Here is a 24,945-nt window from a genome sequence, read left to right as displayed (position 1 = left end):
TTCGTCCTTCGGATAGGCGCGCGTCGCTGAACGCAAGCTGAGCGGGCCGCGCCTAGAAACCGAGGTTGCGGAACGCGATACGGAAGGAAAAGCTGTTGCCGCGGCGCGCGTCGCCGGTGTCGATATAGTCGCGGCGCCAGGTCAGCGCGATCGACAGGCAATCGTCGTCATAGGCGATGCCGAGCCGGTGTCGAATCGGCTCCCACCCGTCGGAAGTGGCGCTCGGGTCGTCTTTCTTGCCGGTAAGGTCGACGATCGCCGAACCGAAGAGCGACCAGTTGCGGGCGACCGCGACGCGGCCGCCGGCACGCACCTCCTCGCGGTCCTGCAGATCCTCGCCGAGCAGCAGGATGTCGCGGTTCAGCCGCGAATAGCCGAGCACGGCATAGGTCGACTGGCTGCCGATCGTCGCGTCGAACTCGTTGCGCCGCACCGCCAGATTGTCCTTGTCGAGCCGGAAGCGATGCGTGAGGCGCAGGAAATCCCGATAGGCGACGGTCGTCCGCCCGACGATGTCCGAGGTGCGGTTGGTCAGGCCGGTGCCGTTCGGGAACAGGCTGGGCTTGTCCGAAAGGCGATAGCTCTGGCCGATCACCGTGTTGATGTTGAAACCGGGGCGGCTGTAGTTCCATTCGAAGCCATAGGTGATGCGCGCGCCGTCCTCGAACCGGTCGTAGCCGTTGAAGCGGTTGATCGCGAAGAGATTGCTGTCCTCCAGGTCGAAGGCGCGCGAATCCTCGTTCGGGATGTCGAGGTTCTTGAGCGGCGGGGTCGCCACGACCTGTATGCGCGGGGTCAGCGTCTGCGTACCGCCCAGCAGCTCGCCGATGAAGGGCCAGCGCATGTCGGCGGCGATCGCGGCGATGCCGCGCCCCTGCCAGCCCGACTTGCCGCGATAGCCGGGAATGGCGGTGAGCAGATTCTCGTCGCTGTGATAGATATCGCCGCGCACCATGGCGGTCAGCGCGATTTCCTGCCCCAGCCCCGTCAGGCCGCGCAGATCCCAGCGCGCGCCGGCGAAGGCGCGCTGCGTGTCCTGTCCGGCCGTCCGCCCGATCGCCAGCGTGTTCAGTTGCAGCTCGAACTGCCCGCCGAGCCACGGATCGTCGAGCCGCTGGCGATAGTCGATGATCGGCAGCGCGACCGGCTGCTGCCCTTGCACGTCGTTGACGCGCAGCGTCTGCGTCGCCCAGCCCGCGATCGACAGATAGCTTTGCCCGCCGATCCGTTCGACCTCGAAGGTCGAGCGCAGCCGGTCGTCGCGGCTGATGTCATAGCGCCGCATGAAGGTGCGGTCGCTCGCGATGCGGCCCGAATAGGTGAGGCTCCAGCGCGGGTCGAACTGGAACTTGCCCGCGCTTTCCAGATAGCCGCGGAATTCCTTGGTCGAACGCGTCGGCGCGCCGACGAGCGGTACCACCGAACTGTGGGTCGCATAGCCGTTGATGCGGAACGAGCCGATATCGGTCAGCGCGCGGAACTCGCCCTCCAGCATCGGCGCGGCGCCGGTATAGAGGTGCGGCGTGATCGTCAGGTCGCGGTCGGGCGCGAGGCGCAGGTAATAGGGCAGGGCGAATTCGAACCCGTTGGTCCGGTCGACCCGCACCTCGGGGACCAGGATGCCGCTGCCCGCCTCGCTGTTCGCCGGATGGCTCAATCCGGGCAGGGGGATCAGCGGCAGGCCGAAGATCTCGACCCGCGCGCCCTTGTAGCGCACCTTGTTCTTCGTGCGGTCGTACAGCACGCGCACGGCGCGAATCTGCCAGCTCGGCTTTTTCGGGCAACCGGCCGCGTCTTCGACCGGGCAGGGCGTATAGGCGGCGTTTTCCAGCTCGATATTGCCGTTGTCGAAGCGGGTGCCCTTCACCGCTGCAAGCCGCGCGCCGTTGTCGAGCACGACCAGCAGATTCTCGACCACCCCGTCGCGCAGGCTGTCGGTCAGGACGATGCGGTCGCCATAGGCGGTGTCGCCTTCGGGATTCTTGATCGCCACGTCGCCCTCGGCGACGACCTCGCCGGTCTTGCGGTTCCACGTCACCTTGTCGGCGCGCATCGATATGGTGTCGCGGTTCATCGCGACATTGCCCTCGGCGACGACGATTTCGCTGTCGGTGTCGTAGTTCAGATTGTCGGCGGCAAAGCCGATCTGCTGCTCATCCGCCGGAGCGGGCGCGTCGGTCGTGACGGGCGACGCCGCGAGAGTCTGGAGGTCGGGTTCGTCCTGCGCGGCGGCGGACGGTGCTTCGCGCGCCTGCTGCGCGAACGCCTGGCTTGCGAACAGGGCAAGGCCGCTCGCGGTCGCCAGCCCGAAGGCCCGCACACCCGTCGTCGGTCGGAACAAAGCCCAGTTCATCGAATCCCTTTGTCCCACATCTCGCTAGCGTCCGCCCGGACTGGATCGGCTGCTTTGTTTTTGCAACTCGCAGGCGAAACCCCTATCGGTCCGGCACGTTCCAATCAATCGTCGCATAAGAAAGTAGGTCCATGGACATTCAGTTTGTCGCGCAAATCGCTGCGTCCGCCGACGTTGTCGCCTTTCCGGTCCGCAAAGGGGGCGCTTCCGCGCTCGGCGCGCTGCTCGGGGCGCTCGCGGCTCAGACGCGGTTCGACGGCGCGGCGGGCACGGTGGCGGAGACCGCGGCGATCGACGGCGATCAGGCAAGGCGGCTGCTGCTCGTCGGGATCGGCGAGGGAACGACGCACGACCTCGAACGCGGCGGCGCGGCGCTCACCGCACGGTTGCAGACGAGCGGCGTCGGGACGGTGCATGTCGATTTCGCGAGCGCCGGGCAGAGCGACGAGGAGGACATTCTCGCCTTTGCGATGGGCGTGAAGCTGCGCAACTGGCGGATCGACACCTATCGTACCCGGCTGGCCGACACCGCGAAGCCCAGCCTGCAGAAGGTTGTCATCGCGTCGCCCGCCGGCGACCTGTCTGCGCGCTGGGGGCGCCAGTCGGCGGTCGCCGACGGCGTCGCGCTGACCCAGACGCTCGTCGCCGAGCCGCCGAACATCCTCTATCCCGAAAGCTTCGTCGAGCGCTGCCGGCATCTCTCCGACCTCGGCGTCGAGATCGAGGTGCTCGACGAACGGCAGATGAAGGCGCTCGGCATGGGCGCGCTGCTCGGCGTCGCGCAGGGCTCGACGCGTCCGCCGCGGCTCCTGGTGATGCGCTGGAACGGCGGCAATTCCGGCGATGCGCCGGTCGCCTTCGTCGGCAAGGGCGTCACCTTCGACACCGGCGGCATCAGCCTGAAGCCGGGCCCCGGCATGGACATGATGAAATGGGACATGGGCGGCGGCGGCGCGGTCGCGGGCGCGATGAAGGCGATCGCCGGGCGCAAGGCGAAGGCGAATGTCGTCGGCGTCATCGGACTGGTCGAAAATATGCCCGACGGCAACGCGCAGCGGCCCGGCGATATCGTCACCACCCTGTCGGGCCAGACGGTCGAGGTTCTCAACACCGACGCCGAAGGCCGCCTCGTGCTGTGCGACGCGATCGCCTGGGTCCAGCAGGCCTGTTCGCCCAAGGTGATCGTCGACCTCGCGACGCTGACCGGTGCGATGGTGATCGCGCTCGGCCATGAATATGCCGGGATGTTCGCGAACGACGACGATCTGGCGGCGAAACTGATCGAAGCGGGCGAAGCGAGCGGCAACAAGCTGTGGCGCTTCCCGCTGTCGCCGGCCTACGACAAGCTGCTCGACAGCCCGATCGCCGACATGAAGAACATCGGCCCGCGCGAGGCCGGGTCGATCACCGCGGCGCAATTCCTCAAGCGCTTCGTCGGCGAAGGCGTCGCCTGGGCGCATCTCGATATCGCGGGCATGGCGTGGGCCGACAAGGACGGCCCGGTGTGGGCGAAGGGCGCGACCGGCTACGGCGTGCGGTTGCTCGACCGCTATATCGCCGACAATCACGAGGGCTGAAGCCCGAGGTGGCCCGCGTCGATTTCTATCGGCTGACCCGCGATCCGGTCGAGCGGGTGCTTCCCGCGATCGCGGCGCGCATCCTGGACGGCGGCGACCGGCTGCTGGTGGTCGCCGCGTCGGCGATGCAGCGGCAGGCGATCGACGAAGCGCTGTGGACGCTCCAGCCAGCAAGTTTCCTGCCGCACGGCGCCGCCGGATCGCCCGACGAGGCGATCGAGCCGATCCTGCTGGCGGGGACGCTCGATACGGCGCCCGCGAACGGGGCGCGGCTCGTCGCGCTTGCCGATGGCGCGTGGCGCGACGAGGCGCTCGGCTTCGACCGCGTGTTCCTGCTGTTCGACAACAGCCGGATCGACGATACCCGCGCGACGTGGCGCGCGCTGGGCAAGGCCGATGGCGTGGAGCTTCATTTCTGGAAGCAGGACGAGCGCGGGCGCTGGTCCGAGGGACCCTGACCCGTCGTGTGACGGCCATCACCGACACGCTGCGCCGCGCTCGTCAGGGTCTGTCACGATCGACCGGGGGTGACAGGCGGGAATCCGTCCGATAGCCTGCCGGCCAGCAGGAGGATCATGATGACGACGCGCCTTTTCTCTTCGCTTCCCCTCGGTGTCGCGGCTGCCGCTGCGTTGCTCGTGGCGGGTTGCGGATCGAAATCCGAGACCGAGGTCGCTAGCGGTACCGTCACCGATCCCGACACCGGCGAAAAGACTGATTACAAGATCACCAGCAGCGCCGACGGCGAAGAGGGCAATATCAGCATCAGGACCGAGGACGGCGAGATGCGTTTCGGCGGCGGCGCCGCCAATGCGAAGCTGCCGGCGGGCATCGCGCCCTTTCCGGGTGCGAAGATGACCGGGGGCTTCGCCGCCTCGGGCAAGGACGGCGACGGCGGCATGGCGAGCTTCGAGGCGAAGGCGAAGGCGGCCGACGTCATCGCCCATTTCCGCAAGCAGGCCGAGGGTGCCGGCATGAAGGTGACGACCGAGGTCAAGGCGGGCGACACGCTGATGCTGGGCGCCGAAAAGGAAGGCGCGGACAAGACGGGGATCCAGGTCACGGCGACCCAGGCGGGCGATATGGTCAACGGCACCGTCACCTATAGCACCGGCGGCTGATCGCCGCGGCTCGCGCGGCTTTCGCTCTTTTCTTGCGGTGCGGCAAAAGCGCGGCTAGAGGCGCGCGCATTCCAGACACAGCAAGGCAGGAGCTTTCCCCATGGCGGTCACCCGCACCTTTTCGATCATCAAGCCCGACGCGACGCGTCGCAACCTGACCGGCGCCGTCACCAAGGCGCTCGAAGACGCCGGGCTGCGCGTCGTCGCATCGAAGCGCATCCACATGACCCGCGAGCAGGCCGAGGGCTTCTACGCGGTCCACAAGGAACGCCCCTTCTTCGGCGATCTGGTCGCCTTCATGACCTCTGGTCCCGTCGTCGTGCAGGTGCTCGAGGGCGAGGACGCCGTGAAGCGCAACCGCGACATCATGGGCGCGACCAACCCGGCCGACGCCGCCGAAGGTACGATCCGCAAGAGCTTTGCCGAGAGCATCGAGGCGAACTCGGTCCACGGCAGCGACAGCGACGAGAATGCGGCGATCGAGATCGCCTTCTTCTTCAAGCCCGAAGAAATCGTCGGCTGAGCGAGGCCTTCGGCGATATTCGACAAGGCCGCCGGAGCGATCCGGTGGCCTTTTCCTTACGCGTCACAGCAGCGGGCTGAGCGTCGCGACCAGATTCTGCCACAGGCGGCGCACCGTGCCGACATTCGCGATGGTCTCCGCCGTGACCGGGGTCGACTGCGCCAGATAGGCATCCTGCCGGGCGCGGATATCGGCGGCGAAACGCTGGTCGGCGAACAGGATATTATTCTCGAAGTTGAGTTCGAAGCTGCGCCGGTCGAGATTCGCCGACCCGATCAGCGCCACCTCGCCATCGACGACCATCGTCTTGGCGTGGAGCAGGCCCGGACCGAATTCGTAAAGGCGCACGCCCGCCGCGATCAGCGGCTCGTAATAGCTCCGGCTGGTATTGGCGACGATCCGGCTGTCGTTGCGGCGGGGCAGGATCATCGTCGTCGCGACGCCGCGCCGCGCGGTGTCGAGCAGCGCGCAGATCAGCTGTTCGTCGGGCACGAAATAGGGGGTGGTGATCACCAGTTCGCGCCGCGCGGCGTGGATCAGCGAGGTGAAGCAGGCGGTCATCGCGGGATAGGGCAGGTTGGGGCCGGTGCCGATCACCTGCGCCGCGATCCCGGGATCGGCGGCGGGGGGTGGCTCGGCCGCATCGCCCAGCAGGTCGCCGATGTCGTCGCCATGCTCCGATTCCCAGTCGGCGGCGAAGACGAACTGGCAGTCGCGCACGACCGGTCCTTCCCATCGCGTCATGATGTCGACCCAGGGCGCATAGCGCGACTTGATGCGGAACTCGGGATCGGCGAGGTTCTGGCTGCCGCACCAGGCGATGCGGTTATCGACGATAAGCTGCTTGCGGTGGTTGCGCAGGTCGAAGCGGCCGCGGATCAGCGTCCAGACCAGCCCGCCGATCGGCAGCGCGATCCGCGCGTCGACCCCGGCGTTGCGCAGCGCGATCCAGTGCGCCGATCGGATGAAACCGCGCGACCCGAGTGCATCGGCCAGCACGCGCACCTTCACCCCGCGCTGCGCGGCGCGGATCAGCGCATCCTTGATGCGAAAGCCGTTGTTGTCGGCGAGCCAGATATAGAAACACAGGTGAACGGTCGATTTCGCCGCGTCGATGTCGGCGACCATCTCGCGGATCGCGGCATTGCCGTCGGCGGCCAGATGCGCGCGATTGCCCAGCGTCGGGGGCAGGGCGTTCACCGTCTCGGCGAGCGCGAAGGGCGCGGCATAAGGCGTCTTCGCCAGCTTTCTGCGCGCTGCCGCCTTTTCGCTCGGATGCGGCAGATGCGCCTCGATCTGCCGGTATCGCGCGCGCCGTTTCGCGCTGATCCGTGCTTCGCCGAGCAGCAGATAGGCGACGACGCCGACCACCGGGACCGCGATCGCGGCGATCAGCCAGGCGAGGCGCGAGGCGGGCTCGCGTTGCGGGCGCAGCAGGATGCGCGCGATCACGGTCGCATAGACCGCGATCCACAGGATCGTCAGGACGAAGGCGATGTCGGACCGCATCGCCCTTCATTCACCCCGCTTTTGCCGAAAAGGCCAGCGGCAATCCGCCCGGCGTCAGAATTCGTCCGCGACCGCCATCAGCCCGGCGAGCTTCTTCGGCGCGACCGCGCGCCAGCTTCGCGCGATCCGGGCGCCGAGGTCGTCCCAGTCGTTGTCGCCGGTATCGAGCCGGATGCCGATCCAGCCATCGCCGAAATAGGCGGGGCGGAAATGCCGCTCCGCGTCCTGCTCGATCAGTAGCGCCTGCTCCTCGGCGCCGCTGATCTTGACGAGCAATGCGGTGCGTCCGTCGCCGTGGTGATCGTGGCTGAACCAGGCGAATTTCTTGCCCTTGACGATTCCGAAGCAGGGCATGCCGTGCGACAGCGTCTCTTCGGCCTCGGGCATCGCCATCGCCAGTTCGCGCACGCGGGCAAGCCAATAGTCGGGCGTCGCCTCGCGCATCACGAAGGCGGCGAGGGTCGGGGCATAGAGCTGATGCTCGGCGATCAGCACCCGCGCGGCGAGGCTGTCGGCGGTATCGCCGGGCAGGATCGCGACCGGTGTCTGCGCCAGCACCGGCCCGTCGTCGAGCGCCGCGGTCACGACATGGACGCTGCATCCGCCGAATCTGTCGCCGGCGTCGATCGCCTGCTGGTGCGTATGGAGGCCCTTGTATTTGGGAAGCAGGCTGGGATGGATATTGAGCATCCGTCCCTCCCAGCGCGCGACGAAATCGGCGCTCAGGATGCGCATATAGCCCGCGAGCGCGACATAGTCGGTCCCCGCGGCGCGAAGCTGCGCATCGACGAGCGCGTCGAAGGCATCGCGGCCCATGCCCTTGTGCGACTGCGCCCAGGTCGCGATGCCCTCGGCGGCCGCGAGCGTCAGGCCCGGCGCGTCGGGATTGTTGCTCGCGACGAGGACGATCTCGAACGGGCAACTGTCGGCCTTGGCGGCATAGAGCAGCGCCGCCATGTTGGTGCCGGTGCCGGAGATCAGAACGGCGACGCGGGCTTTCGTCATCAAATCCTCCCCGCTTGCGGGGAGGGGGACCGCGAAGCGGTGGAGGGGGCTCGCGTCCCCAAGCCACGCAGGCGGGCCACGATGGCCCCCTCCGTCAGCCGCTGCGCGGCTGCCACCTCCCCACGCGTGGGGAGGATTTCAGCCATGATGCGTCGCCGACCATGCCGCCATCGCGCTCCACGTCTCCGACCCGCCCGACACGGTGCAGCCCTTTTCGCCCTCAGCGATATGCCCGATCCGGTGCACCGTCTCGCCCGCGGCTTCGAGCGCCGCGGTCACGTCGGCGGCGTCGGCTTCCGCCACCACCACCGCCATGCCGATCCCGCAGTTGAAAGTGCGCGCCATTTCCTCGGGCTCAATATTCCCCTGTGCCTGCAGGAAAGCCATCAGCCGCGGCTGGTCCCACGCATCGGCATCGACATGCGCATGCAGCGTCTTCGGCAGCACGCGCGGGATATTCTCGAGCAGCCCGCCGCCGGTAATGTGCGCGAGCGCGTGGACCTTGCCGCTCTTCACCAGCGGCAGCAGGCTCTTCACATAGATGCGCGTCGGCGCCATCAGCGCGTCGATCAGCAGCACGTCATGATCGAACAGCGCCGGGCGTCCCAGCTTCCATCCCTTGTCGGCGGCGAGGCGGCGGACGAGCGAAAATCCGTTCGAATGCACGCCCGAGGACGCAAGGCCGAGGATCACGTCGCCCGCCGCGACCTTGTCGGCGGTCAGCACCTGGTCGCGCTCGACCGCGCCGACGCAGAAACCCGCGAGATCGTAATCGCCTTCGGCATACATGCCGGGCATCTCGGCGGTCTCGCCGCCGATCAGCGCGCATCCTGCCTGCCGGCATCCTTCGGCGATGCTCGCGACGACCGCGGTCGCGACATCGTTGTCGAGCTTGCCGGTCGCATAATAGTCGAGAAAGAACAGCGGCTCGGCACCCTGCACGATCAGGTCGTTCGCGCACATCGCGACAAGGTCGATGCCGACGCCTTCGTGCCGCCCCGATTCGATCGCGAGCTTGAGCTTGGTGCCCACCCCGTCGTTCGCCGCGACGAGCAGCGGATCGCTGAAACCTGCGGCCTTGAGGTCGAAAAAGCCGCCGAAGCCGCCCAGATCGGCATCGGCGCCGGGGCGGCGCGTCGCACGGGCGAGCGGAGCGATGGCACGGACCAGCGCATTGCCGGTCTCGATCGATACCCCGGCCTGGGCATAGGTATAGGAGGCGGGTTGGTTATGCTTGGAATCCATGGCACGCGCGCCTAACTCTTCCCGGCGACAAATGCCATGATTTCCTTGTCGCTGGCCATGGCTTTCGCGTAGGGCATGCTGGAATCACCGTTGCGGCGCCGTGGTGGCGGTAGGACGGAACGGCTTCGAGGGTTGAACCAAGAGTAGAGATGATTTCCGCCGCTTCCCTCCCGTTCCCTCGCTTTTCGCGATCGATTTCCTGGCCGCGCGACTGGCGCTGGGCCGCGTTCGCCGCGCTGTTGCTGGCGATTCTGGTCGCCGGCCTCGTCGAGGGGCAGATCAGTCGCGGCAATCGCGGCATCACCCCGATCAACAGCAGCGGCGATTTCCTCGCCAGCGGAATCACCGTCGACGTCGTCGGCGCCAATGCCGACGAGGCGCGCGAAAAAGGATGGCGCGAGGCACAGCGCAAGGGGTGGCAACAGCTTTATCGCCGGATCAACGGCAGCGACGGTCCCGCGCTCGGCGATTCGGTGCTCGACGGCATCGTCACCGCGATCGTCGTCGAAAAGGAACAGATCGGGCCGCGCCGCTATGTCGCCACGCTGGGCATCCAGTTCGATCGCGTGCGCGCGGGGCAGATATTGGGTGTCAGCGGCCGGACGCTGCGCTCGCCGCCGCTGCTCGTCATCCCCGTCTATTCGGTCGACGGCATCGCGCAGGTGTTCGAACAGCGCAGCGCGTGGCAGCGCGCCTGGGCCGAATATAATACGGGGCAGAGCGCGATCGACTATGTCCGCACCGCGGGCACCGGCGCCGATACGCTGCTGCTCAACGCCGGGCAGACGGGGCGGCGGGGGCGCGTCTGGTGGCGGGTGATCCTCGACCAATATGGCGCCGCCGACGTGCTGATGCCGATCGCACGCGTCGAATACAGCTATCCCGGCGGACCGATCAAAGGCTATTTCACCGCGCGCTTCGGCCCCGACGACAAGCTGATCGACAGCTTCACCATGACGGGGCCGAGCCCCGCCGCGCTGCCCGACATGATGGAAAAGGCGGTCGCGCGCATGGATGCCATCTATACCAATGCGCTGGCCGCCGGCGTCCTGCGGACCGACACCTATCTGGTCCTCGAAAAGCCGGTCGAGAAGGTCGACCTGCCGGAGGATGCGGCCGGCGACGACACGCTGCCCGTCGAAACCGACGCCAGCGTTTCGGCGACGCCGCCCGCGGGCGTCCAGAGCTTCACCGTCCAATATGTGTCGCCCGATGTCGAATCGGTTTCGGCGACCGAGCGCGCGGTCGGCGCCATCGCCGGGGTCCAGTCGGCCTCGACCACCAGCCTCGCGCTCGGCGGCACGTCGGTGATGCGCGTGACCTTCCGCGGCGACCTCGGCACGCTCAAGGCGGCGCTCGCCGCGCGCGGCTTCAAGGTGCAGGAAGGCGGCGGGCAGCTCAGGATCAGCCGCTGATGGCGGTATCCACGGGACAGATCGCGCTGCCGCTCGACTGGAGCGCTGGCGGCGCCAACGACGGCCCGCTGATCGTCGGGACGAGCAATGCCGACGCGGTGCGCTACCTGCGCCACGTCGCGACCTGGCCGGTGCGGACCGCCGTGCTCACCGGGCCGCGCGGTTCGGGCCGCAGCCTGATGGGGCGCCTGTTCGCACGCGAGACCGGCGGCCGCGTCATCGACGGGCACGACAGCGTTTCGGAAGAGGCGCTGTTCCACGCCTGGAACGCGGCGCAGGCGTCGGGGACGCCGCTGCTGATCATCGCCGATGCGTTGCCGGCCGACTGGGGGATCGCGCTTCCCGACCTCGCGTCGCGGCTGCGCGCGGTGCCGGTGCTGACGATCGGCGAGCCCGACGACTGCCTGGCGCGCGACCTGATCGAGGCCCTGTTCGCGCGGCGCGGACTGGCGATCGCGCCCGAGGTTCCCTCCTACATCGTACCGCGGATGGAGCGCAGCTATGCGATGATCCACCGCATCGTCGCCGCGCTGGACGCGGCCTCGCTCGAAAAAAGACGCCGCATCGGCATTCGTCTTACGCGTGAAACATTACTGTCACAGGGGCTGATCGATCCCGATTTGCTCGAAAGGCAGGATGACGCCACATGTCGATAGCTGCAGGCCCTCTTCGCGCCGAAAATGACGCCGATCCGGCGCCGCCCCGCTTCGGCCCCGAACGCTTCTTCAACCGCGAACTGTCGTGGCTCGCCTTCAACCGGCGGGTGATGGAGGAGGCGCGCAACCCCGCGCATCCGCTGCTCGAACGCCTGCGCTTCCTGTCGATCTCCGGCAGCAACCTCGACGAATTCTTCATGGTCCGCGTCGCGGGGCTGAAGGGGCAGCAGCTTCAGGGGATCGACGACCCGTCCGCCGACGGCCGCTCGCCGGGGCAGCAACTCGCCGAAATCGAGGCCGAGGTGAAGCGCCTCGTCGATCAGCAGCAGAGCGAATGGCAGCTTCTCCATCGGCTGCTGGCCGAACAGGGGATCGTCGTCCACGGTTCCGATTCGGACCCGGAGGCGCTGCGCGCTGCGCTGCGCCCCTATTTCATCGACCAGATCTTCCCGATCCTGACCCCGCAGGTGCTCGACCCGGCGCATCCTTTTCCCTTCATTCCCAATCGCGGGCTGGGCGTGATCTTCGATCTCCAGCGCAAGGCGGATGGCGAGACGGTGCGCGAACTGGTGATGATTCCGCCGTCGCTGCCGCGTTTCGTGTCGCTCCCGGGCGAGGCGAGCGCCGTCGTGCCGGTCGAATATCTGGTCAAGATCTTCGCCGACCTGCTGTTCCCCGGCTTCACCGTCCGCTCGCGCGGGGTGTTCCGCATCATTCGCGACAGCGATATCGAGATAGAGGAAGAGGCGGAGGACCTCGTCCGCCTGTTCCGCACCGCGATCCGTCGCCGTCGCCGCGGCCGCGTGATCCTGCTCGAATTCGGCGCCGACATGACCGAGGAACTGGCGGCGGTGCTCGGCGACGGCATTCAGGGGCACGAGGCGACGATCGCCAAGATCGGCGGCTTCGTCGGCCTCGCGGCGCTGTCCGCGCTGGTCGAGATCGACCGGCCCGACCTCAAGTTCCCGGCCTATTCGCCGCGCTTTCCCGAACGCATCCGCGAACATGGCGGCGACTGCTTCGCTGCGATCCGCAGCAAGGACATCGTCGTCCACCATCCCTATGAAAGCTTCGACGTCGTCCTGTCCTTCCTGCGCCAGGCGGCGGCGGACCCCGACGTCGTCGCGATCAAGCAGACGCTCTACCGCGCCGGCAACCAGTCGCCGGTCATCCGCGCCCTGATCGAGGCGGCGGAGGCGGGTAAGTCGGTGACGGCGATCGTCGAGTTGAAGGCCCGCTTCGACGAAGAGCAGAACCTGCTGTGGGCGAACCAGCTCGAACGCGCCGGGGTGCAGGTCGTCTACGGCTTCATCGAGTGGAAGACCCACGCCAAGATTTCGATGGTCGTACGCCGCGAAGGGCAGGGGTATCGCACCTATTGCCACTTCGGCACCGGCAATTATCATCCGGTCACCGCGCGCATCTACACCGACCTCAGCTTCTTCACCGCCGATCCGCGCGCCGGTCGCGATGCCGCGCAGCTGTTCAATTACATCACCGGCTACGTCGAACCCGGGCGGCTGGAAATGGTGACGATGTCGCCGCTCAACATGCGCCGGCACCTCAGCGAGCTGATCGACGCGGAAATCGCGGCGGCGAAAGCGGGGCGCCCGTCGGGCCTGTGGGCGAAGATGAACAGCCTCGTCGACCCCGACATCATCGACAAGCTTTACGAAGCGAGCGCGGCGGGCGCGCCGATCGAGCTCGTCGTGCGCGGCATCTGCTGTCTGCGTCCCGGCGTGCCCGGCCTGTCGGAGAGGATTCGCGTCAAGTCGGTGGTCGGCCGCTTCCTCGAACACAGCCGCATCTGGGCCTTCGCCAATGGCGCGCGCCTGCCGCACAGCGGCGCGAAGCTCTATATTTCCAGCGCCGACTGGATGCCGCGCAACTTCGACCGGCGCGTCGAATATATGATCCCGATCGAGAATCCGACCGTGCACGACCAGATCCTCGACCAGGTGCTGGTCGCGAACCTGATCGACAACGAACAAAGCTGGGTGCTTCAGCCCGACGGCACCTATGTGCGTCTGGTTCCGGGCGACAAGCCGTTCAACCTGCATCATTATTTCATGAACAACCCGTCGCTTTCGGGACGCGGCACCGCGCTCCACAAGCGCCACGACGTCCCGACGCTCGACGTCCATCTGCGCGGGGACTGACCTCTTGCCCGTCCTCCGCTCTGCGGTCATCGACATCGGTTCGAACTCGGTCCGTCTCGTCGTCTACGAAGGGGCGGCGCGCGCGCCCGCGGTGATCTTCAACGAAAAGGTACCGGCCGGGCTCGGGCGCGGCCTGGCGATCGACGGCGCGATCGCGCCCGAGGATGCGGAGCGAGGTCTCGCCGCGCTGCGCCGCTACGCGCTGCTCGCGCGCCAGATGGAGGTGGGCGACCTGCAATGCGTCGCGACCGCCGCGGTGCGCGACGCGACCAACGGCGCGGACTTCATGGCCGGCGCGGCCGAGGCCGGGCTCGAAATCCGCCTGCTGTCGGGTGCCGAGGAAGCGGAGGCGGCGGGCTGCGGCGTGCTGGCGGCCATTCCCGATGCGCACGGCATCGCGGTCGACCTCGGCGGCGGCAGCTTGGAACTGGCCGAGGTCGCCGACGGCGCGGTCGGGCGCCGCGCCTCCTTTCCGCTCGGCGTGCTGCGCCTGCCGGCGCTGCGCGGGCAGGGGCAGCAGGCGTTCGACCGCGCGGTGCGCCAGCTGCTGAAAGCGGCGGGCTGGCCGGGCGACATGGCCGGGCTGCCGCTCTATCTGGTCGGCGGTTCGTGGCGCGCGCTGGCGCGTCTGGATTTCGAACTGACGCGCTATCCGCTGCCCGTGCTCGATCATCACGTGATCCCGCGCACGGCGCTGCGCCGCCTGATCCGCGCGACGAAGCGGATGAGCTTCGAGGAATTGCGCGCGATCCCGGGCATGGCGTCGAACCGCGCCGCGGCGCTGCCCGACGCGACGATGCTGCTGGCGACGCTCGTCGATATCATCGACGCGCCGCAGATGACGGTCTCCTCATCGGGGCTGCGCGAGGGCCTGCTCTATCAGGCGCTCGATCCCGCGACGCGCGCGCAGGACCCGCTGATCGCCGCCGCCGAATTCGAGGGGCGCCGCCTCGCGCGCTTCGGATCGCACGGCCGGACGATCGCCGACTGGATCGCGCCGCTGTTCGCGAGCGAAACCCCCGCCGACGCCCGCATCCGGCTCGCCGCGAGCCTGCTGAGCGACGTCGCCTGGTCGGCGAACCCCGATTTCCGCGCCGAACGGAGCACCGAGATCGGCCTGCATGGCAACTGGCGCAGCATCGATATTCCGGGCCGCATCCTGCTCGCGCGCGCGCTCCATGCCGGATTCGGCGGCGCCGACGAGGATTTCCCCCCGATGGACAGCCTGGTCGCGGCGGAGCGGGTCGAGCGCGCGCGGCAATGGGGTCTTGCGATCCGGCTTGCGCAGCGCCTGACGGGTGGGGTCGAAGCGCCGCTGAAGGCCAGCGCGCTCGCGCTCGTCGATGGCAAGCTGCAACTCAGCCTCGATCCCGGCTGGCATCATCTGGCGGGCGAGGCGGTCGATCGCCGCCTGCGCGCGCTGGGCCAGGCGCTGGGCGCCAAGCCCGAACTGGTGCTGCTTTAGCGCGCATCGCCGCTTAAGGTTGGCAACTATGCCACGTCGACGAACTGTTCCCCGGCGAAAGCCGGGGTCCATGCGAGGTAGCGCTGCACTTTCTGGACCCCGGCTTTCGCCGGGGAACAAACTCGGTCGTCAGGCGTCGGCCGCCGCCGGCTCGATCTCGCTCATCACCAGCTTACCGCCCCGGACGGCGAAACCCATCCGTCCCTCGACCAGATCGAGCGCCGCCTGGCCGAACACCTCGTAGCGCCAGCCCTGCATCATCGCGATGCCGTCGCGGCGCCCGGCGGCGAGCGCTTCCAGATCGTCGCTGCGCGCGATCAGCCGCGCCGCGACATTGAGTTCGCGCGAGCGGATCTTGAGCAGCAGCTTGAGCAGGTCGGCGACGAGCGCGCCCTCCTTGCCCAGCCCCGGCCCGCGCGGGGCGCGGTCGGGCATGTCTTCCTTCGCCAGCGGCTGCGCACCGGCGAGCGCTTCCATCAGCCGCCCGCCGATATCGTTCGATTTCCACGTCGCCGACAGGCCGCGCACTCGGCCCAGCCCATCCTGATCCTTCGGCGGGTGCGCGGCGAGGTCGGCGAGCGTCTCGTCCTTGACGATGCGGCCGCGCGGCAAATTCTTGTTCCGCGCCTCGCGTTCGCGCCACGCCGCCAGCGCCTTGAGCCGGCCGAGCACCTCGGGTTTGCGCGTCGGCGCCTTGATCCGCAGCCACGCCTTGTCCGGATCGACGCTGTAGTGTGCCGGGTCGGCGAGCTTTTCCATCTCTTCGTCGAGCCAGTGCCCGCGGCCGGTCTTCACCAGCTTCTTCAGCATCATCGGGAAGATCTTGGCGAGATGGGTGACGTCGCCGATCGCATAGTCGATCTGGCGCTTGTCGAGCGGCCGGCGGCTCCAGTCGGTGAAACGCGCGCCCTTGTCGAGTTGCACCCCCAGCCACGCCTCGACCAGGTTCGAATAGCCGACCTGCTCGGCCTGACCGAGCGCCATCTGGCCGATCTGCGTGTCGAAGATCGAATGCGGCGTCTTGCCGGTCAGGTTGAAGATGATTTCGACATCCTGCCCCCCGGCATGGAAGACCTTGAGCACGTCCTCATTGTCGACGAGCAGGTCGAGCAGCGGCTGCAGGTCGATGTCCGGCGCCATCGGGTCGATCGCCGCGGCATGGTTGCTGTCCGCGATCTGGATCAGGCACAGTTCGGGCCAGAAGGTATTCTCGCGCATGAACTCGGTATCGACCGCGATGAAATCGCTGTCTTTGATGAGGTCGACAAATTCAAGGAGCGCCGCGCTGGACTCGATCAACGGATGGATTTGCATGGGGCGCCTATACCGCGACTTTTCCGCGACGGGCAGGAAAAATTGGTGGCGGTGCGGTTCGTGCGCTGCGGCGGGGAGAGTGGAGATTCGCGCAGAGGCGCAGAGACCGCAGAGGAGGAAAGAATGAAATTCACGCGGAGACGCGGAGGCGCGGAGAGGCAGCGCTTGCCGCGAAGCGGCTTTTCTCTCGCCAGCTTCGCGATGAAATCGAGGTCAGGAAAAGGAAGGGCCTATCGGTCTGACTTTCTCCGCGCCTCCGCGCCTCCGCGTGAACCCGAAATCTCTGCGGTCTCTGCGCCTCTGCGCGCATTTTTTCTTTCCCCTATCCCCGCTCGCCTCGAACCCATTTCCCAGCCCGCCCTTGACAAATGGCGCGCCGCATTGCCTTAGGCGCGGCCATGTCGGCGCGTTTCCGGAGCGCGTCTCTCCAGCCTTTGAAAGACACGAAAATGCACGCCTATCGCACCCATAACTGCGGCCAGCTTCGCAGTCAGGACGTCGGCCAGACGGTCCGCCTGTCGGGCTGGGTGCACCGCAAGCGCGACCATGGCGGGCTGTTGTTCGTCGACCTGCGCGATCATTACGGCCTGACGCAGATCGTCGCCGACAGCAGCGACCCGGCCTTCGCGACGCTCGACGGACTGCGCGCCGAAAGCGTGGTCACGATCACCGGCGACGTCGTCGCGCGCTCGGCCGAGACGGTGAATGCGAACCTGCCCACCGGCGAGATCGAGGTGCGCGCGCGCGACGTCGCGGTGCAGTCGGCCGCCGCCGAACTGCCGCTGCCGGTCGCGGGCGAGCAGGAATATCCCGAGGATATCCGCCTGAAATACCGCTTCCTCGACCTGCGCCGCGAACGGCTGCACGCCAATATCCTGCTGCGCGCGAACGTTATCGCTTCCTTGCGCCGCCGCATGGTCGAGCAGGGGTTCACCGAATATCAGACCCCGATCCTCACCGCCTCGTCGCCCGAGGGCGCGCGCGACTATCTGGTGCCGAGCCGCGTCCACCCCGGCAAATTCTATGCGCTGCCGCAGGCGCCGCAGATGTTCAAGCAGCTGCTGATGGTCGCGGGTTTCGACCGCTATTTCCAGATCGCGCCCTGCTTCCGCGACGAGGATGCGCGCGCCGACCGCTCGCCCGGCGAATTCTATCAGCTCGATTTCGAGATGAGCTTCGTCACGCAGGACGATGTTTTCAATGCGATCGAACCCGTCCTTGCTGGCGTGTTCGAGGAATATGCGAACGGCCGGTCGGTGACCCCGGCGGGCAGCTTCCCGCGCATTCCCTACCGCGAATCGATGCTGAAATACGGCAATGACAAGCCCGACCTGCGCAACCCGCTGATCATCACCGACGTGTCGGCGCATTTCACCGGATCGGGCTTCGGCCGCTTCGCCGACATCGTCGCGGCGGGCGACGTGGTGCGCGCGGTGCCGGCGCCGGGGACGGCGGAAAAGAGCCGTAAATTCTTCGACGACATGAACGCCTGGGCGCAGGGCGAAGGCTTTGCGGGGCTCGGCTATGCGACGCGCAAGGGCGGCGAATGGGGCGGCCCGATCGCCAAGAACCACGGACCGGACAAGATGGACGCGCTCGCCGCCGAACTCGGCCTCGGTCCCGACGACGGCCTGTTCTTCGCGGCGGGCAAGGAAGCCGTCGCGGCGAAGCTCGCGGGCCTCGCGCGCACGCGCGTCGCCGAACAGCTGGGCCTGATCGACCAGAACCGCTTCGACCTGTGCTGGATCGTCGATTTCCCGATGTTCGAGGCCGACGAGGACACGGGCAAGATCGATTTCAGCCACAACCCGTTCAGCATGCCGCAGGGCGAGCTGGAGGCGCTGGAGACCAAGGACCCGCTCGATATCCTCGCCTGGCAATATGACATCGTCTGCAACGGCGTCGAACTGTCGTCGGGCGCGATCCGGAACCATCGCCCCGACATCATGTACAAGGCGTTCGAGATCGCCGGCTATTCGCAGGCCGACGTCGATGCCAATTTCAGCGGCATGATCAACGCCTTCAAGTTCGGCGCACCGCCGCACGGCGGGTCGGCGCCGGGGGTCGACCGCATCGTGATGTTGCTCGCCGACGAACCGAACATCCGCGAGGTCGTCGTCTTCCCGATGAACCAGAAGGCCGAGGACCTGATGATGGGCGCCCCCGCGCCGGTCACCGAAAAGCAGCTTCGCGAACTTCATATCCGGCTGGTGGACGGGCCGAAGGGCTGACGGACACGCTCCGTTCGGGCTTTTTCTTGCGATGGTTGTGAAACTGTGATACGCAGTTTCACATGAAGAATGTCACTATCGCCCTCGACGACGAAACGCATCGCCGCGCGCGTATTCGCGCGGCGGAACTGGGGACGTCGCTGTCGGCGCTGGTGAAGGATTATCTGCGGCAATTGGCCGATGCGCCGTCGCCCGAAGCCGGAGTGCGGGAAATGCCCATGCCCTTTACCGCCGCGCCCGCTTATGCGGCCGGCCCGCCGACGATCAAGCCCGCGCCGCGGAACGCCAAGCCGCGGCAGCCGGGGGCGCTGCGGGGGAAGACCGGGGTCGCCGACCATTTCGACGAATGGCCCGAAGGCTTCCTCGACGCCCTCTATGGCGAAGATACCGAGGCCGCGCGCAACTGGTATAAATGAGGCTGCTGCTCGACACCCATGCGCTGATCTGGTGGCTGGAGGATTCGCCGCACCTCGGCCCCGTGTCGCGCGCGTTGATCGCCGATGCGGACAATGACGTGCTGGTCAGTATCGTGTCGCTTTGGGAAATCACGATAAAATGGTGGGTCGGCAAATTGGCGCAATCGGGAAGCCATTTCGCCGAGCTGCTTGACGATCAACGCATCGACTTGTTGCCCGTGACGGCGGAGCATATCCGCGCGCTCGATACGCTCGCCTTTCATCACGGCGACCCGTTCGATCATCTGATTCTGGCGCAGGCGGAGCGGGAGCGGTTGATGGTCGTGACGAGCGACCGGCAGATGGCGCTTTATGGTGTTCCTTGCATCGAGGCGGCGAAATGACGGAGCAGGGTCCCGCCACGCACAGCCTCGCCACGCCGGACGGCGACATCTGCTGGTTCGAATGGGGGCAGCCGGGGGAAGGGGCGACGCTGCTCCTGCTCCACGCGACGGGTTTTCATGCGCGGTGCTGGGACCGGGTGGTCGCGGCGCTGCCGTCCGGCACGCATGTCGTCGCGCCCGATCATCGTGGCCATGGACGCAGCTTTCGGCCGGCGTCGCTGTCCGACTGGACCGGCAATGCCGCGGCGCTGCTGCCGCTGGTCGACCGCTTTGCCGGGCGGCCGCTCGTCGGCTGCGGCCACAGCATGGGCGGCTATGTCCTCACCCGCCTTGCCGCCGAGCGGCGCGAGGCCTTTCGCCATCTCGTCCTGATCGATCCAGTGATCATGGCGCCGGAACTCTATGCCGGCGGCGGCGATGCGCCGGTGCCCGATCCGGCCGAATTTCCGGTGTCGCGCCGCCGCAACCAGTGGGCGGATGCGGACGAGATGCGCGCGCGCTTCGCCGATCGCCTGCCCTACAGCCGGTGGGACCCGCGGGTGCTCGCCGATTATTGCGCCCACGGGCTGCTTCCGGCCGCTTCGGGCGAGGGGTTTGAGCTGGCGTGCCCGCCGGCGCTGGAAGCGTCGATGTATCAGAATGCGCTGCGGAACGATCCCCATGCGTGGCTCGGCGCCCTCGCGGCGTCTGTCACGCTGATCCGCGCCCCGGCGGGAACGCGCGACGGCGCGCTTGATTTCTCGCAAAGCCCGACATGGACCGAACTCGGCCCGCACCTCGGCGCGGTGCGCGACGAGCTGTGGGCTCAGAACAGCCATTTCATCCCGATGGAAGTGCCCGGGCGCGTCGCGGACCTGCTCGCCGGACTGATCTGACCGCTCGGGAAAGGCGTCCGCGGCTGTATCAGATAGCGACATATGCGATCACCCCCTTGGTCGCGCGCGTCGGGCTGGGCTAGGGTGGCGGCATGACCATCTCGCTCTCCGATCATGAAACCGGCGCCCGATACGAGGGCGATTATGGCAAGGACCTCGCCGCGCTGCAGGACCGGCTCGAACGCATCCAGGCCGCGCATATCGCCTATGGCCAGCGCAGCGTCATCATGCTCGAAGGCTGGGACGCGGCGGGCAAGGGCGGGATCATCCAGCGGATGACCGCCTCGCTCGACCCGCGCTTCTACGAGGTCTGGCCGATCGGCGCGCCGAACGATGCGGAAAAGGCGCGGCATTTCCTGTGGCGCTTCTGGACGCGCCTGCCCGGAAACCGCGAAATCTGCGTCTTCGACCGCAGTTGGTACGGGCGCGTCCTTGTCGAACGCGTCGAGGGTTTCGCGACCGAGGCCGAGTGGCGCAAGGGCTATGACGAGATCAACGAGTTCGAGGCGCAGCTGACCGGATCGGCGACCAACCTCGTCAAACTGTTCGTCCACGTCACGCAGGAGGAACAGGACCGGCGTTTCGCCGACCGCCTCGACGATCCGTGGAAGCGGTGGAAGACGGGGGGCGAGGATTATCGCAACCGGGCCAAGCGCCAGGACTATCTCGCCGCGATCGAGGAGATGTTCCAGCAGACCGACACGCGCTGGGCGCCGTGGAAGGTGATCGACGGCAACAACAAGAAGGCGGCGCGCATCGCCGCGCTGACGCATGTCGCCGAGCGGCTGGAGGCCGCGGTGCCGATGACGCCGCCCGAACGCGATCCCGCGGTGGTCAAGCTGGCGCGCAAGGCCTTCGGCTATGAGGTGAAGGACTGAGGCGGCGGCAGCCTTAGGGTCAGGATCCATTAATTCCGCGTTCGAGGCGTCGAAATGGCGAAGATATCGGGCTTGGGCGGATGCAGCGGGTAGCATCGCTACCCGCAAGGCCGCGCGGGCCTGAGATCGAAGCCATTTCGGCGTCCCTGCGGGATTTGACCGATTTTGCCCATGGCGTCGTCGAAAAGACTTGAAATATATTCATATTCCTTCGCCTTTTCTCCTCGCCCTGAGCAAAATCGCTTCAAACCTCGATCGCGGAATTAATGGGTCCTGACCCTAAGGATGGGGAGAGAGACGTGACGCCGATCGAAGACGATCAGCCCGGGCCGGTCGCGCGCGCGGTGCGCCGCCTGCTGCTGTTGCTGTACCGGCTGCGCGGCTGGACCGCGGTGGGCGAGGTGCCCGAACCGCGCCGCTTCATCATCATCGCCGCGCCGCACACCAGCAACTGGGATTTCGTCAACTATCTCGGCCTGACCGCCGACCTAGGCGTGCGCGCCCATTTCATGGGCAAGCTGTCGCTGTTCAAATGGCCGCTCGGCGGCTTCATGCGGCAGATGGGCGGGATTGCCGTCGATCGCCGGAACAGCAGCAATGTCGTGCAGCAGATGGTGCAGGAATTTGCGCGGCGGCGCGAGTTCATGCTGACCGTCGCGCCCGAAGGGACGCGGGGCAAGGCGAAGAAATGGCGTACCGGCTTTTACCAGATTGCGCTCGCCGCGAAGGTGCCGATGGTCGTCGGCCTGATGGATTATGGCACCAAGACCGGCGGCCTGGGGCCGCTGATCTGGCCGACGGGCGATTTCCGGGCCGACATGATGAAGGTGTTCGACGTCTATAAAAGCTGTATTCCGAAAATACCCGAACGCGCCGTCCGGTCGATCGACGACATCGTCGGCCGCGACGAGGAGGTGCAGGGCGTGGAGGCACAGGGCGAGGAGGCACCGGGCCGATGACCGACATAGTGACGCTTCTGGCGATCAATTTCGCGGCACTGATCGCGGCGATCCTCATCCTCTGGGGTATCGCGGTGGCGATCCGCGACGTCTCGTTCATCGATGCCTTCTGGGCTTTCGGCATGGTGCTGCTGGCACTCGCAAGCGCGGCGCAGGTCGGTATCGAAGGCGTGCACGCGGCGGCGATCCTCGCGCTCACGACCCTGTGGGGGCTGCGCCTGTCGATCCATCTCTTCGTGCGCTGGCGCGCGCATGGCGAAGACCCACGCTACACACGGATCATGGCGCGGACGATGGAACGCCGCGGCTGGAGCTGGGCGCAGACGGCGCTCCTCACCGTCTTTCTGACGCAAGCGCCGCTCCTGTTCCTCACCTGCCTCCCCGCGCAGATCGGCATGTGGGCCAGCGCAGTGAATTCAAAGCCGGCTGAAGGTCTAATTGGCTTGATCCGCATGGGCGGCGCATTTCCGCCACCCTCGCTGGGCGTCATCGGCTGGGCGGGCGTTGCCGCGGCGCTCACCGGCATCGCTTTCGAAAGCATCGGCGACGCGCAGCTCGATGCCTTTCGCAAGAATCCGGCGAACAAGGGCAAGGTGCTCGACACCGGCCTGTGGCGGTATACGCGGCACCCCAATTATTTCGGCGATGCGCTGACCTGGTGGGGCATCTGGCTGATCGCTGCCGACATCGGGCTGTGGGCCGCCGTCGCGAGCGTTATCGGTCCCATCTTCCTGACCTTCACCCTGACGCGCTGGTCGGGCAAGGCGCTGCTGGAAAAGGGCCTGCACAAGACGCGTCCCGGCTATGCCGACTATGTCCAGCGCACCTCGGGCTTTTTCCCATGGCCGCCAAAGACCAGGGGCTAGGCGGCGAAGCGGCCGCCGCCGATGCCGGCGCGCTGGGCGATGCGCCGCGCATTCGCGCGATCCTGACCGCCGCGGCGCGCGACGGACGCAGCGTCAGCTATTCCGAAATACTCGGCGACCTGGGTTTCCGCTTCACGCGGCCCAAGATGCGCGCGCTGTGCAAGACGCTGGGCGAGGTCGACCGGCTGTGCGCGCTCGATGGCGAACCCGATCTCGCCGTGCTTGTGGTGCGCGAGAGCGACCGGCTGCCCGGTCAAGGCTGGTGGGTCGGCGGCACTGCGCTGTTGCTCGGCTACGACGGCCCGTGGGAAGGCGCCGCCGCGGCGCGTTTCATCCGCGAACAGCAACAGATCGCGTTCGATTATTGGGCGTCGCGATAGGCCGGAAAATAACGCGGCGCGCGGCAAAGGCAGCGGCATGTTGAGCGACGCCATCGCGACCTAGCCAAATGCGCCCCTTCGCCCTAAAGAGCGCCGATGCATTTCCTCGATCAGGCAAAGATTTTCGTGAAGTCCGGCGACGGCGGCCCCGGCGCCGTTTCGTTTCGCCGTGAGAAATATGTCGAATATGGCGGCCCCGACGGCGGCAACGGCGGCAAGGGCGGCGACATCGTGTTCGAGGCGGTGAGCGGACTCAACACGCTGATCGACTTTCGCTATACCCAGCATTTCAAGGCCCGCCGCGGCACCCCCGGGGCCGGCCGCGATCGCACCGGCGCGGGCGGCGACGATCTGGTCATCCAGGTGCCGATCGGCACGCAGATTCTGGCCGATGACGAAGATCGCAGCCTGCTCGCCGATCTGACCAAGGAGGGCGAGCGCATCGTCTTTCTGCGCGGCGGCGACGGCGGGCGCGGCAATGCGAGCTACAAAAGCTCGACCAATCGCGCGCCGCGTCAGCACGGCCCCGGCTGGCCGGGCGAGGAAATGTGGGTGTGGCTGCGCTTGAAGCTGCTCGCCGATGCGGGTCTGGTCGGGCTGCCCAATGCCGGCAAGTCGACCTTCATCAACGCCGTCTCCAACGCGCAGGCCAAGGTCGGCGCCTATGCCTTTACGACGACGCGGCCGCAACTCGGCGTCGTCAGCCACAAGGGGCGCGAATTCGTCATCGCCGATATTCCCGGCCTGATCGAAGGCGCCGCCGATGGCGCGGGGATCGGCGACCGTTTTCTGGGGCATATCGAACGCTGCCGCGTGCTGCTGCATCTGGTCGATGCCAATGATGCCGATGTCGCGACCAGCTATCACATCGTGCGCGACGAACTCGACGCCTATGGCGCGGGGTTGACCGACAAGCCGGTCGTCGTCGCGCTCAACAAGGTCGATACGCTCGACGAGGAATTGATCGCCGCGCTCAAGGCCGAGCTTGAAGAAGCAAGCGGCTATCCGGTCATGGCGCTGTCGGGCGCCAGCGGCGAAGGCGTCGGTGCGGTGCTCGACAAATTGCTCGAAGCCATCGGCCCGGTTGCGCCCGCGGCCGACCATCGCGACGACGCCGACGACGAAGGCGCTTGGTCGCCGCTTTGACGGCGCGGCGGCCGGCGCGGAACGAAACGCGCCCGCGGGGCATTTGATCGCGGAACAACAAGGAGTTCGTCATGCCTCCCCACGCGTCCCGCGCCCTGCGCGCGCCTCTCTCGCTCTGCCTGGCCGCGGCCACCGCGCTCACCGCCGTCCCGGCCACCGCGCAGGACGAAGGCGAAACGACCGGCAAGCGCACCCGCGTCTTCGCCGGGCCGCAATTCTGGCCCGAAACCCCCGGATCCAAAAAGCTCGTCCTCGGCCCCTTCGTCGACCTCTCGCGCGCGAAGCCTGGCGAGGATTTCGCCTTCGAGGCCCCCGACCAGAGCTTTGGCTTCGACCTTGTCGACGACAAGAAATTCGACTTCGGCCCGACCGCCAGCATAATCCGCAAGCGCAAGCCCGAAGCCGTCGGCGGCAACCTGCCCAAGGTCGGACTGACGGTCGAAGCGGGCGCCTTCGCCCAAGCCTGGCT

At 67.2% G+C, this 24,945-nt stretch carries 23 protein-coding genes; 18 read left to right on the top strand and 5 right to left on the bottom strand.

What is annotated here, in order from left to right; genetic code table 11:
* Window positions 1-52: 52 nt before the first annotated feature.
* Complete coding sequence (locus tag ABS88_RS11995; protein WP_076076119.1) at window positions 53-2,353, bottom strand: LPS-assembly protein LptD; 2,301 nt, start codon at window positions 2,351-2,353, stop codon at window positions 53-55.
* Between the two features lie 131 nt (window positions 2,354-2,484).
* Here ABS88_RS11995 and ABS88_RS11990 point away from each other — a divergent pair, with 131 nt between their 5' ends.
* From ABS88_RS11990 to ndk, 4 genes are all read left to right on the top strand, one after another.
* Complete coding sequence (locus ABS88_RS11990) at window positions 2,485-3,930, top strand: leucyl aminopeptidase (RefSeq protein ID WP_067107579.1); 1,446 nt, start codon at window positions 2,485-2,487, stop codon at window positions 3,928-3,930.
* A gap of 8 nt (window positions 3,931-3,938) precedes the next feature.
* Window positions 3,939-4,388: a DNA polymerase III subunit chi gene (locus ABS88_RS11985; protein WP_076076116.1), complete on the top strand. Its 450-nt coding sequence runs from the start codon at window positions 3,939-3,941 to the stop codon at window positions 4,386-4,388.
* A gap of 120 nt (window positions 4,389-4,508) precedes the next feature.
* A complete protein-coding gene (locus tag ABS88_RS11980; RefSeq protein WP_286749871.1) occupies window positions 4,509-5,051 on the top strand; it encodes a hypothetical protein in 543 nt (180 codons plus the stop codon).
* A gap of 100 nt (window positions 5,052-5,151) precedes the next feature.
* Window positions 5,152-5,574 (top strand): nucleoside-diphosphate kinase, encoded by a 423-nt coding sequence (gene ndk, locus ABS88_RS11975; RefSeq protein ID WP_067107570.1) that lies wholly within the window; start codon window positions 5,152-5,154, stop codon window positions 5,572-5,574.
* Between the two features lie 63 nt (window positions 5,575-5,637).
* Here the strand turns inward: ndk and cls are convergent, their stop codons facing one another.
* The 3 genes from cls to purM all read right to left on the bottom strand — a co-directional run bounded on the left by cls (window position 5,638) and on the right by purM (window position 9,333).
* Window positions 5,638-7,083, bottom strand: a complete 1,446-nt coding sequence (gene cls, locus ABS88_RS11970; protein WP_076076110.1) for a cardiolipin synthase — start codon at window positions 7,081-7,083, stop codon at window positions 5,638-5,640.
* 54 nt (window positions 7,084-7,137) lie between these two features.
* Window positions 7,138-8,088 (bottom strand): phosphoribosylglycinamide formyltransferase, encoded by a 951-nt coding sequence (gene purN / locus ABS88_RS11965; protein ID WP_104959764.1) that lies wholly within the window; start codon window positions 8,086-8,088, stop codon window positions 7,138-7,140.
* A gap of 138 nt (window positions 8,089-8,226) precedes the next feature.
* Entirely contained in the window at window positions 8,227-9,333 is a 1,107-nt protein-coding gene (purM, locus tag ABS88_RS11960) for a phosphoribosylformylglycinamidine cyclo-ligase (protein ID WP_104959763.1), read from the bottom strand.
* Between the two features lie 149 nt (window positions 9,334-9,482).
* On the opposite strand from purM, the gene ABS88_RS11955 reads away from it, so the two are divergent.
* From ABS88_RS11955 to ABS88_RS11940, 4 genes are read left to right on the top strand one after another with little or no spacing between them, the layout of a single operon-like run.
* Window positions 9,483-10,748 carry a hypothetical protein gene (locus tag ABS88_RS11955; protein WP_067184926.1) on the top strand — a complete coding sequence of 422 codons (1,266 nt, stop codon included), beginning with the start codon at window positions 9,483-9,485 and terminating at the stop codon, window positions 10,746-10,748.
* Window positions 10,748-11,404: an HdaA/DnaA family protein gene (locus tag ABS88_RS11950; protein ID WP_067107553.1), complete on the top strand. Its 657-nt coding sequence runs from the start codon at window positions 10,748-10,750 to the stop codon at window positions 11,402-11,404. Before ABS88_RS11955 ends, ABS88_RS11950 begins: the two co-directional genes overlap by 1 nt.
* On the top strand, window positions 11,395-13,563 hold the full coding sequence (locus ABS88_RS11945; RefSeq protein ID WP_104959762.1) for an RNA degradosome polyphosphate kinase: 2,169 nt from the start codon (window positions 11,395-11,397) through the stop codon (window positions 13,561-13,563). The genes ABS88_RS11950 and ABS88_RS11945 overlap by 10 nt, the downstream gene beginning before the upstream one ends.
* 4 nt (window positions 13,564-13,567) lie before the next feature.
* The gene (locus ABS88_RS11940) at window positions 13,568-15,028 is read left to right on the top strand and encodes a Ppx/GppA family phosphatase (protein WP_234002441.1); all 1,461 of its coding nucleotides are present in this window, start codon (window positions 13,568-13,570) and stop codon (window positions 15,026-15,028) included.
* A gap of 129 nt (window positions 15,029-15,157) precedes the next feature.
* Here the strand turns inward: ABS88_RS11940 and rnd are convergent, their stop codons facing one another.
* On the bottom strand, window positions 15,158-16,342 hold the full coding sequence (gene rnd / locus ABS88_RS11935) for a ribonuclease D (RefSeq protein ID WP_076076099.1): 1,185 nt from the start codon (window positions 16,340-16,342) through the stop codon (window positions 15,158-15,160).
* 449 nt (window positions 16,343-16,791) lie between these two features.
* Between rnd and aspS the strand changes: the two genes are divergently transcribed.
* The 10 genes from aspS to ABS88_RS11885 form a co-directional block, all read left to right on the top strand.
* Window positions 16,792-18,573 (top strand): aspartate--tRNA ligase, encoded by a 1,782-nt coding sequence (gene aspS, locus ABS88_RS11930; protein WP_076076096.1) that lies wholly within the window; start codon window positions 16,792-16,794, stop codon window positions 18,571-18,573.
* 62 nt (window positions 18,574-18,635) lie between these two features.
* Window positions 18,636-18,989, top strand: a complete 354-nt coding sequence (locus tag ABS88_RS11925; protein ID WP_076076094.1) for a hypothetical protein — start codon at window positions 18,636-18,638, stop codon at window positions 18,987-18,989.
* Window positions 18,986-19,372, top strand: coding sequence for a type II toxin-antitoxin system VapC family toxin (locus tag ABS88_RS11920; protein WP_076076091.1), 387 nt, complete (start codon window positions 18,986-18,988; stop codon window positions 19,370-19,372). The genes ABS88_RS11925 and ABS88_RS11920 overlap by 4 nt, the downstream gene beginning before the upstream one ends.
* Window positions 19,369-20,247, top strand: coding sequence for an alpha/beta fold hydrolase (locus tag ABS88_RS11915; RefSeq protein WP_104959760.1), 879 nt, complete (start codon window positions 19,369-19,371; stop codon window positions 20,245-20,247). The genes ABS88_RS11920 and ABS88_RS11915 overlap by 4 nt, the downstream gene beginning before the upstream one ends.
* 92 nt (window positions 20,248-20,339) lie before the next feature.
* Window positions 20,340-21,125, top strand: coding sequence for a polyphosphate kinase 2 family protein (locus ABS88_RS11910; protein WP_104959759.1), 786 nt, complete (start codon window positions 20,340-20,342; stop codon window positions 21,123-21,125).
* 299 nt (window positions 21,126-21,424) lie between these two features.
* Window positions 21,425-22,084 (top strand): lysophospholipid acyltransferase family protein, encoded by a 660-nt coding sequence (locus tag ABS88_RS11905; protein WP_286749870.1) that lies wholly within the window; start codon window positions 21,425-21,427, stop codon window positions 22,082-22,084.
* On the top strand, window positions 22,081-22,950 hold the full coding sequence (locus tag ABS88_RS11900) for a DUF1295 domain-containing protein (protein WP_286749869.1): 870 nt from the start codon (window positions 22,081-22,083) through the stop codon (window positions 22,948-22,950). The genes ABS88_RS11905 and ABS88_RS11900 overlap by 4 nt, the downstream gene beginning before the upstream one ends.
* Complete coding sequence (locus ABS88_RS11895) at window positions 22,926-23,330, top strand: hypothetical protein (protein WP_058811189.1); 405 nt, start codon at window positions 22,926-22,928, stop codon at window positions 23,328-23,330. Before ABS88_RS11900 ends, ABS88_RS11895 begins: the two co-directional genes overlap by 25 nt.
* 96 nt (window positions 23,331-23,426) lie before the next feature.
* Complete coding sequence (obgE, locus tag ABS88_RS11890; protein WP_003042868.1) at window positions 23,427-24,476, top strand: GTPase ObgE; 1,050 nt, start codon at window positions 23,427-23,429, stop codon at window positions 24,474-24,476.
* Between the two features lie 71 nt (window positions 24,477-24,547).
* On the top strand, window positions 24,548-24,945 hold a 398-nt coding region (locus ABS88_RS11885; protein WP_286749868.1), incomplete at its 3' end, for a MipA/OmpV family protein.

The sequence above is a fragment of the Sphingopyxis sp. SCN 67-31 genome, assembly GCF_001725095.1.
This window is presented reverse-complemented; position numbering and strand designations above follow the sequence as displayed.